The sequence below is a fragment of the Flagellimonas meridianipacifica genome (assembly GCF_003001695.1).
Taxonomy (GTDB): Bacteria; Bacteroidota; Bacteroidia; order Flavobacteriales; family Flavobacteriaceae; genus Flagellimonas; species Flagellimonas meridianipacifica.
This window is the reverse complement of sequence record NZ_PVYX01000001.1, coordinates 185,518-202,923: the sequence shown is the minus strand read 5'-3', so window position 1 is coordinate 202,923 and position 17,406 is coordinate 185,518. Positions and strand designations below refer to the sequence as shown.

Sequence of the window (17,406 nt, the reverse complement as noted above, 5' to 3'; positions counted from 1 at the left end):
TATTTATTTAATGGTTATGATATCGTTATGGCGATTTTTGTATTCTAAAGCATAATTTAGCTCACCCTGCGATTCTGCAAAAAGCGTGTATAGTAAGCCGTCTTTTTCAACTTTGTCATTTAAATGGACGTTCAATAAAATTCCCGCAGATTTAGATTGGGGTGCGCCTGAAAGTTTTGCGAGCTTCGCTATCTTTCTATTGTCAATACGCTTCAAAATCCCGGAAGTCTCCGCTCTGATTTCAATTTTATAAGGTGCCAAAACAGGTTGTGTAAAACGTCCCTGGGCTTTACAAATGGCAAGAAATTTTTCGTAGGCCTTACCAGATGTAAGTACCTCTTTGGCGGTCTCCATTCCTTTTCCTTTTTCGACCTTTCCTGAAAGTTCTAGCAGTTCGCCAGCCAACAGCACAACACGTTCTTTTAAGTCCTTTGGTGCATTTTCTTCATTTTTTAGCACATTCAATATATCGATAGCTTCCAATGTTGGTCCGATGCCATAGCCTACAGGCTGCGAGCCATCCGTTATTACCACTTTCACGTTGAGGCCTACGGCATCACCCACAGTTTCCATATGGTTTTGTAGTTTTTCAGCCATTTCCATACTTCGTACCTTGGCCGTTTCACCCACAGGTATGTCAATAACAACGTGAGTAGAACCTGCTGCTGCCTTTTTAGATAATACCGAGGCTATGAGTTGCCCTTCACTATCAATATCCAAGGCTTTTTCAATTTTAATGAGCACATCATCTGCGGGACTTAGTTGGGCAGTACCGCCCCAAACAAAACAGCCACCTTCTTGATTTACTACGGTCTCTATCTCGTCAGCAGAAAGTGTAACGTTGGTGAGAACTTCCATGGTGTCGGCCGTACCTGCTGGGGATGTAATGGCTCGGGACGATGTTTTGGGCATTGTAAGTCCGTACGCAGCAACTATAGCAACTACCAAGGGTGTGGTTCTGTTGCCTGGTAATCCGCCAATACAATGTTTATCAACAACGATTTCCATATTCCAATTCAATTGCTTTCCAGAGGCAATCATAGCTTTTGTGAGGTCGGATATTTCATCAATATTCATTCGGTCGCCTGCACAGGCTGTTATAAATGCTGAAAGATGGATGTTGGAATAGTCGCCTTCAACGATGTCCGTGATAATTTGATTGTAGGCGTTGTAATCCAGTTTTTGGTTATAGATTTTTGCCCTGACGTGGCTTAACGATTCTATAGGTTCCAAATGGGAAACGTACAATGTGTCATTTTCGGAAACATTCAACTTTTTTGCAGCAGCGTCTGATAGACCTATTTCATTGGGTAGCAGGATATCCGAGTTTATAACGTTAAGGCTTGCGACAATGGAATGGGTTGCGGTGGAAACCCTAATTCTGGTCAATGCCTCAAAGCCCTCTGAAATGCAAACGTGGCAATCCTCACGCATATACACTACATTTTCATTTTGGGTATAAATCCCTAGATGCTTGTATTTTAATATGTTTGAATGTTGTTTCATAGTTTATTCTATTTCTTCAATGCTATATAATTGTGGGATTTCCGAGTTCCAACCATACGTTTCCTCGATGCCTTTTTGTAATGCTTCCGCACTTTCTTTTTCACCGTGTACAATAAAAATTCGCTTTGGTTTGTTTCGTATCTCACTCATCCAATCCATGAGTTCTTTATGGTCTGCGTGTGCAGATAGTCCCTCAATCTCAGCTACCTGCATATGAAATGGCACCCATTTTCCATACACTTTTAGTTCCTTTTCGCCTTCCAATAATTTTCTACCACGCGTTCCTTCGGCTTGATATCCTACAAAAAGTAAGGTGTTATTTGGGTTTTGCGCTTGTGTCTCCAAATAATTGAGCATACGTCCGCCAGTTAGCATACCACTCCCGGCAATCACAATTTTTGGTTTGTTGTTTGTTCTTAATTCCATAGTTTCCCGATAACTACTTACAACCGTGAAATGTGAACACATTTCATCACATTCATTGTCCTCTAATCTGTGCCAATCTCTTGTGCGATGGAAGAGTTCCAGTACATTAGCGCCCATAGGGCTATCCATTATCATTTCAACTTTTGGGATTTTATCTTCCTTTAGTAACCTCCAGAAAATAAGCATCATCAGTTGGGCACGTTCCACTGAAAAGCTTGGGATAAACAGGCTACCACCTCTATTGATGGTGTCATTTACTAATTTTTCAATCTGCGGAATGGCCTCTTCTTCTTCAGGATGAAATCTTCCGCCATAGGTGGACTCAATAAATAATACATCAGCCTTTGCCGGTTTTAAAGGTGGGTACAAGAGCAAATCATTGGTTCTACCGATGTCGCCTGAAAAAACAAAGCGTTTTCCGTGCACGTCCAACTCGATGTAGGTAGCACCAAGAATGTGTCCGTTGTACTGAAATCGTGCCTTTACATCCTTGAGAATAGGTAACCATTGCGAAGGGGGTACCCCTTTAAAACGAGGTACGGTTTTTTCAACATCGTTTAAGGTGTACAAAGGTTCTGCAGGACTGTGTTTGGAATACCCCTCTTTGTTGGCACGTTCGGCTTCCTGTTCTTGTATTTTGGCACTGTCGTTGAGGATAATCTCTGCAATGTCCAATGTGGGATATGTGCCGTAAATCGGACCCTTGAACCCCTGTTTAACCAATCTTGGCAAATATCCCGTATGGTCCATATGTCCGTGAGTAAGCAAAACTGCATCAATTTCCGAAACATCGACGGGCGGATATTCCCAGTTTTTGAGACGCAATTCCTTTAACCCTTGAAAAAGTCCGCAGTCTATGAGTATTTTTCTCTCTCCTGTATCTACTAAATATTTTGAGCCGGTTACCGTTCCTGCCGCGCCCAAAAAGTGAGTGGTTATTTCGTTATTTTTCATTGATATTGTTCTCAGCTGTAATGCACAGCCTTAAAATTTTCTAAGATTTTTAATGTCCCCCACAACATGAGGGCATGTTTCCTTTGCTTTCGCCTTTTTCAGATAGTGCAACAATTTCTTTGTACAACCCATGAAAGTCTTTCTTTATGAGTACTGCCATATTCTTGGCAGATTTGGGATCGGTGCTGACCATCTCCAATAGTATTTCAAAGGCTTCTTCAAGAAATTCGGAGTCATCTTCCAATGCCTGGTAAAATGGTTCTAAATCAATACTCTTTTGTTTCTTTAATTCTTCTGTTTTCATGATAGTTATTTTTAAGATTTTATTTTTTTTAATGGTTTTTGCACAGTGCTTCGGAATCCTCCAAAATCTTTTTGTGCCTTGTTTTATCTATTCCGATTTCATTTAATAAAGTAGGTGTTTCGTGAAGCTCTTTGCAGAGCACAATGCCTTTATCCAATAGTTTGGATTTCTCGGCCTTCGTCAAGGTTGTTAAAGAGGTTAAGGGATGTAGGCCGGATTTGTCTATGCGTTCTTTCAGACCGTTTCCTTCCGGATAATCCCAACTTGTAAGCATCAGCCCAACACAGGTGCCATATTGTATGGCATCCGTGGTAAAACGGGTATTCGTATAAACACCCCCTATATGAAACTTTGTTTTATGGCCTTGCTGTTTTTCCCATTGTTTTTCGACATCCAAAAATCTTGAATGGATATATAGTGGAATCTTGACATTGCAAAACCTGCCTTGGTCGCTATGGTATTTGCATTCTATCATATAATGTTTCTTATCCTTTTGGGCAATGACATCCACTTCATGGGTCACACAGCTTCCCTGTATGATGCTACCGACTTGTGTCTGAAATCCTTCGTGTTCCAGCAATCTGCCGACAAACTTTTCAAAGGGGTAGCCCGAAGGCCCCAGTTCCATCAGCGCTTTTTTGAGTTTGTATTTTGATGCGCTTACCCGAGATTTCCTTTTCAACATCATAAAGGCCATTTGATATATCTTCTTGGTGGTCATTCCGTCGAAAACGATGTCCTCAATATTTTTGACGATCTCATCAATTATTATTTCATTCGCACCGGCCCGTTCCAATGACCGCCTTACTTTTTCCATTTGAAAAGGTGCCTTCTCGCCGCTTGCTTTTATAATAGTTATCTTATCCATTAATGTGTATTTTTTTAATATTGGCCAAAGCAAAGACGACCAAGAAAAAGCTTAGGAATATTTCGAGCATAACAACGAATCGGGCAACATCGGAAGTTGGAACAATATCACCGTAGCCCACCGTTGAAAATGTAATGACACTGAAGTAAAAAAAGTGATACAAATTGTAGAGATACGAGTTCGAATAATCAGGAACGCCTTCAAATGTGGTATGGTTAAATTGGAAAAGACAGGCATAATCGGTCGCATAGGAGAAAATGCTAATGATGATAATCAATCCAAAAACCCAAAGCAATCGTTCCAAAGAATGACAGATCTTGATCAATTTTGACAAGCGTTTCAGGGTAGTTGCCGTTATCACAATGGTCTTTCCAAGTGCTGCCGCTACGATAATTATGTGGAATGGAAAAGAGGGGTGGTCTATCATCGACATCAAAACAACATACAGCATCCCTATTCCCAAAATGGTAACCAGGGGCAATACCGTTCTGCCCAGCAATACTTTGTAGAAGGGTCTTTCCTGTATTTGATCTAAGCTATCCGACATAGTGTTATACTTTTCAAATTTTGATAGTCATCACGGGTAAGGAAGAATGGTTCGTGACCCCTTCGGCGATACTTTTGGAGAACAAGCTCAAAAAACCTGTATTACCATGTGTGCACATGGCGATCAGGTCAGCTTTGTTATGTTTCAAATAAGTGTTGATGCCCGTCTCTACCGTCATTTCGTTATACACGCTCATGGAGAAATTCTTGAGTTTGGGAAAACCCTCCAAAAACTTTCGAATGGGGTCTAGGCCGAGGGCAATACTGTTACGGTCCGATTCTGTATTGATGCGCAAAAGGTGAATTTTTGCATTGCATTTTTCTGCGATGGATAGCACCTCTTTAAAGGCATTGCCGACATCCTCCACAAAATCCGAAACGAAGACGATATCCTTGAAAGGAAACCTTACATCATCTTCTTTTACCACAGTGACCGGCACATCAGATCTTCTTACCAAACGTTCGACGTTACTTCCCAAAAGTTCCCGTACCATACCCTTGGTGCCACTACTGCCCGTAATAATGAAATCATGGTCATAATGGCCAGAATGTTTCAGTATGTTTTCCTGGTCCACGTGAAATTGCAAGAAGGTCTGACATTTCAGATTCTCTTTTTCGGCCTTTTTTTCCAATGCACGTAAAGAGGCTTTTGCTTCCCCAATTTTTTTGAGGGTCTCCGGATATCGCTTTTCTTTCTGCTTATCCAATTTTACCCAATCCACCGGTGTTTTCAACAAATGGAAAAAATGAATTTCTGCGTCAAAGAGCCTTGCCATCGTGATTCCAAGCTCCGCCGCCTTGTTGCAGTTCTCTGAAAAGTCTGTGGGTACCAATATGTTTTTCATCTTAACTAGGATTTTATGGGTTGTTTCACTTCGTTTTTATTTCATTTCCTGAAACGGTTCCATTTTCGAAACAATCAAGGTTATAAATGGTGGTTTCAGCAATGTTGGTCAGGGCCGTATTGGTCAAAAAAGCCTGGTGACTGGTAATCAAGACATTGGGGAAGGTCATTAATCGGGCAATTACATCATCTTGTAAAATCTCGTCGGAATGGTCTTCAAAGAACAGCCCTTCTTCCTCTTCATACACATCAATACCGAAATAGCCAATTTTCCTTGATTTCAGTCCCTCTATGACCGCTTTGGTATCGACCAGCGCGCCCCTGCTCGTATTGATAAGCATTACCCCTTTTTTCATGCGTTCGATTTGTTCGGCACTGATGATATGCCTCGTTTCAGGGGTTAAGGGAACATGAAGACTGATGATATCGGCTTCACTACAGAGTGTTCGGCAGTCTGTAAAACGTACGCCGTACATTTCTTTTAATTCCTTATCCTCCTCCAGGTCGTATGCCAGTATCTTGCAGCCAAAGCCATATAAGATTTTGATGAGTACTTTGCCAATTTTCCCGGTACCCAATATCCCGACCGTTTTGCCATTCAGGTCGAACCCTGTGAGCCCGTTCAACGAGAAATTCATGTCCCTGACCCTATTATGGGCCCTAATCAGTTTTCTGTTCAATGCAAGTATCAACGCTATGGTGTGTTCGGCAATGGCATAGGGGGAATATGCGGGTACCCGGGCCACCGTAATACCTAAGTCTTCCGCTTTTTCAACGGCAACATGGTTGTAGCCTGCGGAACGGAGTGCTATGTATTTGACACCAAATTCATTTAATTTTTTCATGATGCTCGCAGATGCGTCATCGCCGGTAAAAAGACATATGGCCTTGTGTCCTTTTGCGAGTGACACTGTTTTTTCCGTAAGTCTGGCCTCATAATAAGTAAGGTCATGCTTTTTACCATTGGTGCGAATTAGATATGGTCTTTCAAATTCGTGTGTGCTGAATACGGCTGTTTTCATTTTGGTTTCTGCTATTAAGATCTCAATTTATCCAAGAATTAAGTACAATATAAAGGATGCCCAAAAAGACGACCGCCCCAAAGGCATAGCCCACTAGTCGCCCTGTTTTTTTAGAGCCCTTGAAAAAGGTAATGCCCAATTTCACGGTCATATTGCTCAGGGTCGCTGCAATGATGACATTCGATGCCAAAATCAGCTTTTCATTCTGCAAGGCAAATTTTGCCATGCTGATAGTTATCGCATCGGTATCGGCCAAACCTGCTATCAATGCCGAATAATAAAGGCCACTTTCGCCAAAAAATTTGTTTCCATAAAAAACCGCGAACAGGATGGCCACATAGATGCCGCCAAAACCGATCGCATTCCAGATGTTAAGCGGATTCCCCAAATTGATGTCGGTGTTCGGCTGATCGTCATCCTTCCGTATCAAAAGCAGGGAAGCTACGAGACAGACCACCGTAAGCAGGGCAAAGGGAATTGTAAGATAGCTCAGGATAGCAATATTGAAAATATAGGCAAGAGCCGCAAGTCTAGGGAACATGATTGCCGAAGCTATAATGATACCCGCTGCGTATTTTTTTGAAAGCTCGGGAGACTCCTTACTTCTGGAGGCATAGATCCAAGCTACCGCCGTACTCGATATTAAACCGCCCAGAATAGCCGTCAACAAGATTCCCTTTTTTGATCCAACATATTTGACCAAAAAGTAGCCGATGAAGTTCAAAAAGGAAACAATGACTATAATAGCCCCTATCTCAAAAGGGTTCAGAAGGCCCTCTGGCCCATAATCCTTATCGGGCAGAAACGGTAATATCAAAAGGGCAATGATTGAGAATTTGATAAAGGCAAACAGTTCTTCGGATGTGATATTCTTTATGAACGAGCGGAAGGTGGTCTTGAGCGATAACAACGTAACCACAATTACGGCCGTGGCAATAGACTCTTTGTACAAATGGCCCGAAACCATAACACCAAGAATAAATGTGGCAATCAAAGCGAGATTTGTGGTATTACCGGTCATGGAATGTTTCTGCACAATGGACAAATGGCTGATGGCAAAGAACAAAATAATGGTCGCCAAACTAACAATGACAAGCCAAGGGGTATAAGTCTCGTTCAAACTGCCCAACATAAAACCGATTATGGCCGTTATCGGAAATGTTCGAATACCGGCAAACCCCTGCTCATCCTTTAGCTTGTCATATTCCCTTTCCAGTCCAAGGATAAGACCTATACCCGTGCTTAGGAGTACCCCCAGAATGTAGGGGCTTAATAGCTCACTTATGTTTTGATGTGTTTGCATTATTTTTTTCTTTCCCTTGTAACCATTATCATTTCATTAATTCCTTTCAGGGTCACAATTCCTTTTAGCTGCCCGTCATCCAAGACCGTGGCAAACTGGGAATTGTTAGACATGAGCTTTTCGTACACCTGCTGTAGGGGCATATTTGTGTCTACTGTTACAAAATCTTTTCTCATAAGATCGGATACATAGGAACCATTGCCATATGAGGAAAGCCCCTTGATCAGGTCCTTTCGTGTCAGCACGCCATGCACATGATTATTTTCTGTGACCAAAAAAACCTCTTCTTGGGTACTTTGCAATATCTGCACCAGGTTTCCCAAGGTTTCCGTGGGCGATAAACAGGTATATTGTGCAATCAAAACATCCTTTACGGTAAATCCGACCAGAGCAGATTTGCCACTTTCGTGCATTTGCTCGACTCCGGCACCTAGATAGATGAACAGGCCAATAAAAACCAACCAGAAATTAGAGAAAAAACCAAGAAAAACGAATATTATGGCTAAAAACTGGCCTACCCGTGCGGCAATGGTCGTTGCTTTCAGCTTATCTAACCTGAATGCCAATAGTGCCCTCAACACTCTTCCACCGTCCATTGGAAAAGCTGGTATCAAATTAAAGACCGCTAGGATCACATTGGCAGCCATGATGTTAAACCAGAAATCTTCACCGCTCATGTGGTCTATTTTCGAAATTGGCAACAGTTCATCGTTAACGTAGAGAAGAACAAAAAGGATCCCAGCAATCACAATATTTACTACAGGGCCGGCCAGTGCCACCACCAGTTCCTGGGCAGGTTTATCCGGCATTCTATTGAGACTGGCGACGCCACCAATGGGATAGAGCGTAATATCACGCGTTGGGATATTATATTTTTTGGCCGCGAGCGCATGGCCAAATTCGTGTAGGACAACGCAAGCAAAGAGAACGATGATGAAAAATGCTCCCTTTATGCCTTCTGTCCAACCATGGCCCATTTCAAAATGCATCATGAATATCCATCCGACAATGATCCAAAACGTCCAGTGGACGAAGACCTTGATGCCCGCATAGCTTCCAATAAAGAGGGACCATTTTTTCATGTGTTCTGTATTTTAAGGGTTTTTGATCTGTACGCCAGCACTATCACCAAACCGTATCCTAACAGGGCAAGAAGGAATACAAATCTATAACCGTAAAGGATGGAGATGACAATGGCAAAGATCGAGGCGGCAACGCCTGCCACGCTTGATATACCCAATAAATAGGGAATGCTTTTCTTCTCTTTCAGGGAGGAGGCCGTTTTCAGCAATACCGGAAAAGGGATTCCTATAAAGAAAGACGGAAGCAGCAAAAATAGGGCGATCCAGAATTCAGATAGTTGTTTATACCATATAGGGAGCAGTACGTAAACGGTTAGTAAGGAAACCAAAATAATCAAGACCGTGTATGTGATGAGCTTTCGGGAAAGATTTTTTTTGAAAGCCCCCGTCACAAGGCTGCCCAAGCCATTGCCCAACAAAAATGTAAAAAGCAGCAATGAAAAAGACTGTGATGGATTGGAAAGTTTTAAGTTGAGTACCTGAAAAAGATATCCCTGTACGAGGATATATGAGAACCCCAATAAAAAGGACACGAGTGCCCAGGTCCTAAATTTTCTTCGCATATATAAAGAGGTGCTTTCTGAAAAAGAGACCGATTTCCATCCGTTCATATGATTGAAAATGAACCACCCGATGATGAACAGACCAAGCCATAAAGGGGTGGTCATGGCATCGGGTAGGCCATTGTTGTAATTAAAAAAATAGGGGGAATCATCGGAAACCGGACTCAAGTTTATGGAAGCGGCTTTCCAAAGTTCATCATACGCATAAGATCCGTTGGAGATATCGTACAACAGTTTGTCGAACATGAACCATTGATAGTTTACGTTCTGCACGATGGTATCCAAACTTTCCTGTCTGATATTCGGAAAATAAAACGGTTCCTTGTCCAATCCATAATAGTGTGTGGTATTATGTGCCTCCTCCATTGTTTTTTGTTCGAAAGGGTTCTTTTTAATGACCAATACAGGGTTCATTTCGTCGGAATAGATATACACCTTTTTTAACGCCTCTATTTGATTGACCCCCATCCGGTCCTGAAGCTCCAAAAAGTTCGCCAGCATTTTATATACCTCCTGCCTTCCGTGCATCGTAAAATAGATGGCCCCGTCTTCCGTTAAACCATCCAAATAATCGGCAAGTGCCTCCATGGTGAACAGATAATTCTCGGTAAGACCGTAGAAATCGGTGCCCCTTGAACTTTTGGTCACCGGAATGGTCAACATGATGGCATCAAATTTTCCCTTGTTCTCAATTATGAAATTTCTTCCTTCGTTCACATGTACCTTTATGTTCTCCTTATCGAGGAAGGTAGAGGGATTGTATTTTTCCATCAATGCTACAAAGGAAGGGTTGACCTCTGCTGCCTCGATATATTTAAAGCCCATGAAGTATGTTGTGGCAATATCTATTCCACCGCCGGGACCTATTATCAGCACCGAATCCTTTTCCTTTTCGCTTAAAAAGTTCAAAGCAAATACGGCCGGAAATCCGGATAATACTTTTCTCATTTTAACAGTATCCTTTGCAAGTTCATCGATATCGATAACTTTGGTTCCCGCAGCGGCATCTATAAACATTGATTTGGACATGGTACCATCAGGATATGTGAACTTTACAAGATCCGTCTGACCAAAAGCACTCCAGCGGCTTTCGATTTTTTCGCTTTTAAAAGCGGGGTTGGCCATCAATCGGTACAAATCCTTGGACGGGTCTTTGGCAACGGGTATAGTGAAGTTCAGGGCATCTTTTGCAAATCCCATTAGAAAAATAACGCCAAGCACTAAGGGCCCCAGTATTTTTGAATAACGGTTCTTGTGCGCTATCAAGGCTACTACCAGGGCCAGCAGCAGTAACCCAATTGCAATTGCCACCACCTGTACCAAGCCAAACGTGTTGAGCAAAAAAACGGAGGTGAGTGCACCTGTGGCCGCCCCTATAAGATCTAGGGCATATAAGGTTGACACATACCGATTATCCGTTTCAAAAATATGGGCATAGACTATTCCGATGGCTATGAACGGAATAGTTGACAAGAATATAAAAATGGGCAGGCCAAAATCAGAGGACGACGAAACGCCCAATTGTGAAAGGCTGAGCAAAAGGGCAAAACTGAGAAACATCGTGACGGACGGTAGTGCCATCCACCAAAGCCATGAATGATTAATCATCTTGGAATATTTGGCATACGTTATCTGGCCAATACCCAAACCCAGTATGGAAAATGCAATGATAATGAGTACGAAATGAAAACTAAGAAGGTACGAAAACAGTCTTGACAGACTTATCTCGAAGACTATGGTAGCCGCAGTCAGCAAGAAAATAATCGCTATGTTGGTCGCCGCTCTTTTCATTGTAATTTTAGCTTCCGAAAATTTTCAAGAGACTCCGCAGTTCATCGTTCACTTGATGTTCCTTTACCACTTGGTCAAACGGGGTAAGGCTCAGTTGGTTGTTCAAGATTCCCGCCATGACATTCTTTCTTCCATGTAAAAGTGCCTCTACGGCAGCAGTGCCGAGCCGTATGCCCAACATTCGATCAAATGCCGAGGCGTTTCCACCGCGTTGTACATGGCCCAGTTTGGCAATGCGCAAGTCCACTTCAGGGTTTATTTCCTTTATCTTTTTGGCTGCCGGCTCGACCCCTAGTTCATCCCCTTCAGAAACAATCACAACAAAGGCCTCTTCACGATCGTAGCTTCCCGCCTTTTCCAACAATTGAATAAAGTCATGCCCGCTTTCAGGTATCAGAATGGCATCTGCCCCCGTACCCAATCCGGAATGGATGGCAATATACCCGCAGTCCCTGCCCATTACCTCTATCAGAAATATTCGGTTATGGGACTCCGCCGTATCCCTGATCTTATCAATGTTTTCAATTGCGGTGTTCACTGCAGAATCGAAACCGAGTGTAAAATCGGTACCTGCCAAATCATTATCGATGGTGCCGGGAATGCCCAAGAACGGCAGGTCACAGATTTCTGAAAATGCCAATAGCCCTTTGAAGGTACCATCACCACCTATAGCAATCAGGGCATCGACCTTGTTCATTTCAAGAATTTGCATAGCTCGTTGTCTTCCCTCCAACGTCAAAAATCGCTTGCTCCTTGCTGTTTTCAACAATGTGCCGCCTCTGTGAACGTTCTTTTTCAGTTGACTGGAATCCAACTGTACTAGGTCACCGTCGATTAGGCCTTCATAGCCTTTTTTAAAACCGCTGAGCCTTAGGTTGTTCATCTCAGCCGTTTTGGCCACCCCGTGCAAGGCGGCGTTCATTCCCGGGGAATCGCCCCCAGATGTGAATACGCCTATGTGTTTAATAGTCTTCATACTCTTATTCTTCATAATTTTTTACAGGTACATTACAAGAAAATCACCCAGCCCGGTTTTCAACGCTTCGTTCTGACAAACGGATATTTACCACCGGATCGGAACAGGGAAACCGGAATATTCTGTTTACCCATCCCATATGGTGAATTTGTCAATATTTTTTCGAGTGGAAACCCTCGGCCTTTTTTGCCCTCCCCTCTTTTGAGGTGAAATTACTTTATCATCACTTTTATCTTTAAAATATTGATTGGCCAAGCTCTCTGCAATAACCAATTCTTCATCGGCATGAATTACCATGACCAGCACTTTACTGTGCTCTTTAGAGATTTTAGATGAATTTTTTCTATTTTGTCCTTCATCGAGCCCAATACCTAAAAAGTCAAGTCCTTGACAAATCCTGGATCGTATTATTGGAGAATTTTCACCGATGTCACCCGAGAAAACCAGCACATCCAAACCGCCCAAGACAGCGGTAAACGACCCGATCCACTTTCTTACTTGATAGCAGAATAAAGTTACAGCTTCCGTTGCCCTTCGGTCAACATCTTCTTTTAAAAGTAAATCAAGTATATCGGTACTTGTTTCGGAAATTTTTGGCGAACCGCCCTCATCATCTGTCAAGCTGTTGGGCCGTTTTGCCCCCATCCGTTCTTTTTTCAGTAAATGCGCAAAATCGCCAAGATCTAAATCTCCGCTTCTTGTACCCATGACGAACCCACCCAATGGTGTAAACCCCATGCCGGCATCTATGCTCTTGCCCTCCTTGATGGCAGTTATACTGGCCTCTTTGCCAAGATGTGCAAGAATGAGCCTTCCATTGGCTTTTTGAATACCTATCCTTTTTTTAAGTTCTATCATGATATGGGAAAACGATAGCCCATGAAAGCCATGCCCGTGCGTGCGTGCCCGTTCAAAATGCCTTGGAATGAAAGGGGGTATCTTGGCAGCCTTGGGCAAGTTCACCAGAAAACTGGTATCAAAAAAAGCTACCTGCTGTAAGGCCGGAAATCGCATTGCGAACGTTTCAACAATCTCAATCTCAGTTGAAAGACAGGTAGGAATATTATAGTCCGCAGTCTGTTTCAGTTCGTTCAATAGGGCGGTATCGATTACTTTCGGCCCAGGATAGTTCAATCCATATGTTATCTTGTGTCCTATGTAACCAATACGATCGAAGCCGGGTTGGTTTTTTAGCCAACCTATTAAAAAAACGGTCGCTTGATAAAAGCCAGGAGCGTATGTCCGTGAATTTTCCCTTTCATTGCCTTTAACGTGGGTAACTCTGAAAACCTCTTTGCCGGATCCGATGTGACGAATATCACCAAAAAGTTCCTTCACGGGATTTTCGGCCATTTCATACATTGTGAACCTAATATTTGATGGCCCGGCACTGATTGTTAAAAGGAGTGGGTTTTGCAGGTACATTTTAACTTGTGATTTTATTGGTTATCGTTATCTTCAAAAGCACAGCTCTTGTTTTCCATAAAATCGGCAGCCATTTTTTTGTATTCCTCGCCAAGGTGCTCCCCGCACCATTCGAGAAGGGCCGGCTGTTCGGAACAAGTGGTATTGCGAACGGCCTTTTTCAATTCCATCCTCAACAACCTCTTGTCGAAGCTGACCTTTTTTAATATGGTTTCGTGATATTCCAGTGTTTTCATTTCTTCAATTATTTGAAATTTACTTTAATGTTGCCATCGTATCAAGTTGTTCTCCAACGGCACGGACACGCTTTCGTAGTTCGGTGCAATACGAACCGTGTAGTGATCAATTGGCCGGTCAGTATTTAGCTGTGCGTAAAAGTTATGTTGCCCTTCTTCGCCCATCCAATCAAATTTCATCGTGTTTCTTTCGGGCGTTTTGCCGTTAACACCTTCTGCGAACAGTTCTACCTGAACATGCTTGGGGTCAATACCATTCAGCCAAATGGGTACTCTAACATGATGTTTACGGCGCTCACTTTCAACCTGAACTTTTCCGAACTTTATGGTATCCCATCTTTTCATAAGTTCGTTTTGCGTGTCTAAAATCCTTTTTCCCGCAGCTCCCTTTTTTGCCGCACGCCTCTTGTATTTTTCTGCTGCAGGCAGATAAAATTGTTCTGTGTACTCCCTTACCGTTCGATTGGTCGAAAAACGGGGCGTTAGGGTCGCAATACTTTTTCGCATTCTCCCTACCCACTGTTCAGGGATGCCTTTTTTGTTACGTGAATAAAATTCGGGTACTATTTGTTGCTCCAGAATTTCATATAAAGCTATCGCCTCGGCAGCATCCAAAGCAGGGTCATCACCATGTTCTTGTCCATCACCCAATGCCCAGCCCACTTCTGGGGTGAATGCCTCGGCCCACCAACCGTCCAGTTCCGATAAGTTGAGGCCACCGTTTACAAGTACTTTCATGCCACTGGTACCACTGGCTTCCCAAGGCCGTCTCGGGGTATTGAGCCATACATCAACGCCCTGGACCAAATTTTCCGTCAACATCATGTCATAATCACTTAGAAAAAGGACATGCCTGTACAAATTATGTTGTTGGATGAACTGCGCCCACTTTTGTATCAACCCTTTTCCCGCTTCATCAAATGGGGGCGCTTTGCCGGCCAAAACCAATTGTAACGGATGTTCCGAATTGGTCAGAATTCGGACCAAACGTTCGGGATCGTACAATAAGAGATCCGGTCTTTTGTAAGGCACAAACCGGCGGGCAAAGCCCAAGGTCAATGTGTCCGGGTCAAGAACTTGGTCGGCGATTTCGACCACTTCAGATGGTAGGCCCGAGACTATTGCCTGTCTCTCAAACCTTTCCCTTATAAAATCGACAAGACGATTTCTGGATTGGTTCCTAAACTCCCAAAGTTTTCCGTCGGATAGCTTAGAAATATGTGCCGAATGGTCATCGAGTTCGCCCCGCCAGCGATCTTTTCCGCAGGCTGTCGTCCATACCTTGTCCGCATATTCAGAATCCCAAGAGGGCATATGAACCCCGTTGGTGACATGGCCAACAGGTATTTCTTGTATCGGCCATCGCTTAAAGAGATTTCGAAAAAGATTTCTGCTAACCTCGCCGTGCAAACGACTGACGCCGTTCACCGCACCGCTACCGCGAATGGCCAGATAGGCCATGTTGAAGCTCTCCCAATGATTATTGGAATCTGCCCTGCCCAAGGCCATCAGGTCATTGAAATCGATACCCAATTCGTTTTTGGCGTATTGGCCAAGAAACTGTTCCATTAGCATTGGACTAAAATGATCAAAACCGGCCGCGACCGCCGTATGTGTCGTAAACAGGTTGCCTGCCCGGGTAACGGCAAGTGCCCGTTCAAAAGAAGTTCCGTTCATCTTCATGAAATCGTTGGCACGTTCCAGCACGAGAAAGGCTGCATGGCCTTCGTTCATATGGCATACTTCTGGCTGGATATTCAGGGCCTCAAGTAATTTGTAGCCCCCGATACCCAGAACAATCTCTTGTTTTATGCGATGGTCGGGGCCACCTCCATATAGCTCGTCGGTAATACCACGATGGAGGGGCAAATTGGCGGCATCGTTGCTATCCAATAGATATAGCTTTGACCTTCCTACCTGTACCTGCCATGTCCTTAGCCATAGCGGGTGACCGGGCAACGATAACTTTATGCGAAGCCACTCCCCGTTGGGTAGGCGTAAGGGTGTAACAGGCAATTGCCCTGGGTCATTGTGCGGGAACAAGGCATTTTGTGAGCCAAATTTGTCGATTTCCTGACGGAAATACCCTTTGGCATAGAGTAGCCCCACGGCCACGACCGGTACGCCCAGGTCACTTGCCGATTTCAACTGATCTCCGGCCACGTTGCCCAGGCCGCCTGCATAAATGGGCAGTGCCTCGCTCAGCATATACTCCATGCTGAAATAGGCAACACACTTAAGCTGGGTCTTGGCATAGTTTTGTTGAAACCAGTTCGGGGCCGATAGTGCTTTTTCGTTCTCATTCAAAAGGCTTTTGATTTTCGCCCGGAATTCTGGATCGTTCAAATGCCCCTCAAGCCGGTCGCGTGAAACGGTCTGCAAGATTACCCATGGATTTTGGGTAAGTTTCCAAAGTTCGGGGTCTAATTGTTGCCATAGTTTATCCGAGGCATGGTTCCATGACCAGCGAATGTTCAGGGCAAGCTCCAAAAGGTCATCGATTCCCTCGACATCAGTGTGTATCAATCCGTAGGGTTGATCAATATGATTTTTTTGTTCTTTCATTTTCATTTTGTTCTTACATTTTCATTTTGTCCTTACATTTCTTCCAATATTGTTCATTGCGGTTAATGATTAAAAAAATCGCTTATCGCTTTCCAAACCTTAAAGGGTTCTTTTAGAAAGAGTTGGTGGTCACCATTCTCCACACGCATTAACTTACTCTTGGTAAATGGCCTTGCAAAATTCTCTACATTTACGTAGGGTGCCATTTTATCGTCTGTGCCTTGGATAAAGAGGATCTTCCGGTCACGTATGTTTTTGGCAAGTACAAATAAATTTGTGTTGAGAATTACTTCGTTCAACGAATTGTAATAGCTCTGCCAAGTATGTTTTTTTGAGTCTTCAAAAACGTCATCGGTCAGATTTTCGGGCTTGAACCATTTAACAATGTATAAGGGGTGTAGCATACAGAACAATTTTCCATATCGGCCTACAGCGAGCGTATCAAAATAAGAACCATCGGGCATCTGTTCCAAAAATTGATCTCTGCTTTCAAAGACGGGAAAGCCGATTACGGTCGCTCCCTTAAACCAGTTAGGATGTTTTTCGAATAATGCCAGCGATATTATGGCTCCCATGGAATGACCGACAATAAGGCTCCCTCCTTTGTCAAACCCCTCTGCCGAGATGACCTTTTCAAGGGCCGTAAGTTGAATTTCGAGGGTATATTCGCTTTGGGGCTTGGGAGAGTCGCCAAAGCCCAACAAATCGACCAAAAGAAGTCTATGCGTTCCGGTAATTTGTTCCAAACCCCTTTTCCAATAGTTTTTTGAACCTGCCAGACCATGGATCAAGACCATGTTTTTATCTCCCGAACCCACTATTTCATAGTTCAAGGGCATGGTTTCTGGATCATATTCAGGAGCTACGGCGACCGTAAGGTATTGGTATCCCGCTACCGACATGATGAGTGCCACAATCGCCAATACTGCCCAAAAGGTCTTTTTCGCTATTTTCATCATTGCATGTTTCATTATCCTATGTCGAACCCGACCTCG

The 17,406-nt window shown here is 43.4% G+C and carries 15 protein-coding genes; all 15 read right to left on the bottom strand.

The features are described from left to right. Positions 1 to 3 precede the first annotated feature (3 nt). Complete coding sequence (locus tag CLV81_RS00885) at positions 4 to 1,506, bottom strand: thymidine phosphorylase family protein (protein ID WP_106143187.1); 1,503 nt, start codon at positions 1,504 to 1,506, stop codon at positions 4 to 6. Positions 1,507 to 1,509: 3 nt separating this feature from the next. Beyond that, a complete protein-coding gene (locus tag CLV81_RS00880) occupies positions 1,510 to 2,886 on the bottom strand; it encodes an MBL fold metallo-hydrolase RNA specificity domain-containing protein (RefSeq protein WP_106143186.1) in 1,377 nt (458 codons plus the stop codon). A 49-nt stretch (positions 2,887 to 2,935) separates the two neighbouring features. Then, the gene (locus CLV81_RS00875; RefSeq protein ID WP_106143185.1) at positions 2,936 to 3,190 is read right to left on the bottom strand and encodes a hypothetical protein; all 255 of its coding nucleotides are present in this window, start codon (positions 3,188 to 3,190) and stop codon (positions 2,936 to 2,938) included. A gap of 28 nt (positions 3,191 to 3,218) precedes the next feature. Then, a complete protein-coding gene (locus tag CLV81_RS00870) occupies positions 3,219 to 4,058 on the bottom strand; it encodes an ATP cone domain-containing protein (RefSeq protein WP_106143184.1) in 840 nt (279 codons plus the stop codon). Beyond that, complete coding sequence (locus CLV81_RS00865) at positions 4,051 to 4,605, bottom strand: potassium channel family protein (RefSeq protein ID WP_106143183.1); 555 nt, start codon at positions 4,603 to 4,605, stop codon at positions 4,051 to 4,053. Before CLV81_RS00865 ends, CLV81_RS00870 begins: the two co-directional genes overlap by 8 nt. A 13-nt stretch (positions 4,606 to 4,618) precedes the next feature. Further along, positions 4,619 to 5,449 (bottom strand): universal stress protein, encoded by an 831-nt coding sequence (locus tag CLV81_RS00860; protein ID WP_106143182.1) that lies wholly within the window; start codon positions 5,447 to 5,449, stop codon positions 4,619 to 4,621. Positions 5,450 to 5,474: 25 nt separating this feature from the next. Then, a complete protein-coding gene (locus CLV81_RS00855; RefSeq protein WP_106143181.1) occupies positions 5,475 to 6,470 on the bottom strand; it encodes a 2-hydroxyacid dehydrogenase in 996 nt (331 codons plus the stop codon). Between the two features lie 22 nt (positions 6,471 to 6,492). After that, positions 6,493 to 7,773: an MgtC/SapB family protein gene (locus tag CLV81_RS00850; protein ID WP_245911877.1), complete on the bottom strand. Its 1,281-nt coding sequence runs from the start codon at positions 7,771 to 7,773 to the stop codon at positions 6,493 to 6,495. Further along, the gene (locus CLV81_RS00845) at positions 7,773 to 8,855 is read right to left on the bottom strand and encodes a site-2 protease family protein (protein WP_106143179.1); all 1,083 of its coding nucleotides are present in this window, start codon (positions 8,853 to 8,855) and stop codon (positions 7,773 to 7,775) included. The genes CLV81_RS00850 and CLV81_RS00845 overlap by 1 nt, the downstream gene beginning before the upstream one ends. After that, positions 8,852 to 11,209 (bottom strand): MFS transporter, encoded by a 2,358-nt coding sequence (locus tag CLV81_RS00840; protein ID WP_106143178.1) that lies wholly within the window; start codon positions 11,207 to 11,209, stop codon positions 8,852 to 8,854. The genes CLV81_RS00845 and CLV81_RS00840 overlap by 4 nt, the downstream gene beginning before the upstream one ends. Before the next feature lie 7 nt (positions 11,210 to 11,216). Next, on the bottom strand, positions 11,217 to 12,185 hold the full coding sequence (locus tag CLV81_RS00835; RefSeq protein ID WP_106144850.1) for an ATP-dependent 6-phosphofructokinase: 969 nt from the start codon (positions 12,183 to 12,185) through the stop codon (positions 11,217 to 11,219). Positions 12,186 to 12,311: 126 nt separating this feature from the next. After that, positions 12,312 to 13,610: an acetate/propionate family kinase gene (locus CLV81_RS00830; protein ID WP_106143177.1), complete on the bottom strand. Its 1,299-nt coding sequence runs from the start codon at positions 13,608 to 13,610 to the stop codon at positions 12,312 to 12,314. Between the two features lie 14 nt (positions 13,611 to 13,624). Further along, positions 13,625 to 13,846 carry a hypothetical protein gene (locus CLV81_RS00825; RefSeq protein WP_106143176.1) on the bottom strand — a complete coding sequence of 74 codons (222 nt, stop codon included), beginning with the start codon at positions 13,844 to 13,846 and terminating at the stop codon, positions 13,625 to 13,627. Between the two features lie 24 nt (positions 13,847 to 13,870). Next, complete coding sequence (glgP, locus tag CLV81_RS00820; RefSeq protein ID WP_106144849.1) at positions 13,871 to 16,411, bottom strand: alpha-glucan family phosphorylase; 2,541 nt, start codon at positions 16,409 to 16,411, stop codon at positions 13,871 to 13,873. Between the two features lie 62 nt (positions 16,412 to 16,473). After that, positions 16,474 to 17,370 (bottom strand): alpha/beta fold hydrolase, encoded by an 897-nt coding sequence (locus tag CLV81_RS00815; RefSeq protein ID WP_245911875.1) that lies wholly within the window; start codon positions 17,368 to 17,370, stop codon positions 16,474 to 16,476. Positions 17,371 to 17,406: the final 36 nt, after the last annotated feature.

Bases quoted from the DNA above. Each gene is read 5' to 3' on its own strand.
- glgP (WP_106144849.1), bottom strand. From the start codon at position 16,411: ATGAAAGAACAAAAAAATCATATTGATCAACCCTACGGATTGATACAC.
- CLV81_RS00860 (WP_106143182.1), bottom strand. From the start codon at position 5,449: ATGAAAAACATATTGGTACCCACAGACTTTTCAGAGAACTGCAACAAG.
- CLV81_RS00850 (WP_245911877.1), bottom strand. From the start codon at position 7,773: ATGCAAACACATCAAAACATAAGTGAGCTATTAAGCCCCTACATTCTG.
- CLV81_RS00870 (WP_106143184.1), bottom strand. From the start codon at position 4,058: ATGGATAAGATAACTATTATAAAAGCAAGCGGCGAGAAGGCACCTTTT.
- CLV81_RS00835 (WP_106144850.1), bottom strand. From the start codon at position 12,185: ATGAAGACTATTAAACACATAGGCGTATTCACATCTGGGGGCGATTCC.
- CLV81_RS00815 (WP_245911875.1), bottom strand. From the start codon at position 17,370: ATGATGAAAATAGCGAAAAAGACCTTTTGGGCAGTATTGGCGATTGTG.
- CLV81_RS00880 (WP_106143186.1), bottom strand. From the start codon at position 2,886: ATGAAAAATAACGAAATAACCACTCACTTTTTGGGCGCGGCAGGAACG.
- CLV81_RS00830 (WP_106143177.1), bottom strand. From the start codon at position 13,610: ATGTACCTGCAAAACCCACTCCTTTTAACAATCAGTGCCGGGCCATCA.
- CLV81_RS00840 (WP_106143178.1), bottom strand. From the start codon at position 11,209: ATGAAAAGAGCGGCGACCAACATAGCGATTATTTTCTTGCTGACTGCG.
- CLV81_RS00875 (WP_106143185.1), bottom strand. From the start codon at position 3,190: ATGAAAACAGAAGAATTAAAGAAACAAAAGAGTATTGATTTAGAACCA.
- CLV81_RS00855 (WP_106143181.1), bottom strand. From the start codon at position 6,470: ATGAAAACAGCCGTATTCAGCACACACGAATTTGAAAGACCATATCTA.
- CLV81_RS00845 (WP_106143179.1), bottom strand. From the start codon at position 8,855: ATGAAAAAATGGTCCCTCTTTATTGGAAGCTATGCGGGCATCAAGGTC.
- CLV81_RS00865 (WP_106143183.1), bottom strand. From the start codon at position 4,605: ATGTCGGATAGCTTAGATCAAATACAGGAAAGACCCTTCTACAAAGTA.
- CLV81_RS00885 (WP_106143187.1), bottom strand. From the start codon at position 1,506: ATGAAACAACATTCAAACATATTAAAATACAAGCATCTAGGGATTTAT.
- CLV81_RS00825 (WP_106143176.1), bottom strand. From the start codon at position 13,846: ATGAAAACACTGGAATATCACGAAACCATATTAAAAAAGGTCAGCTTC.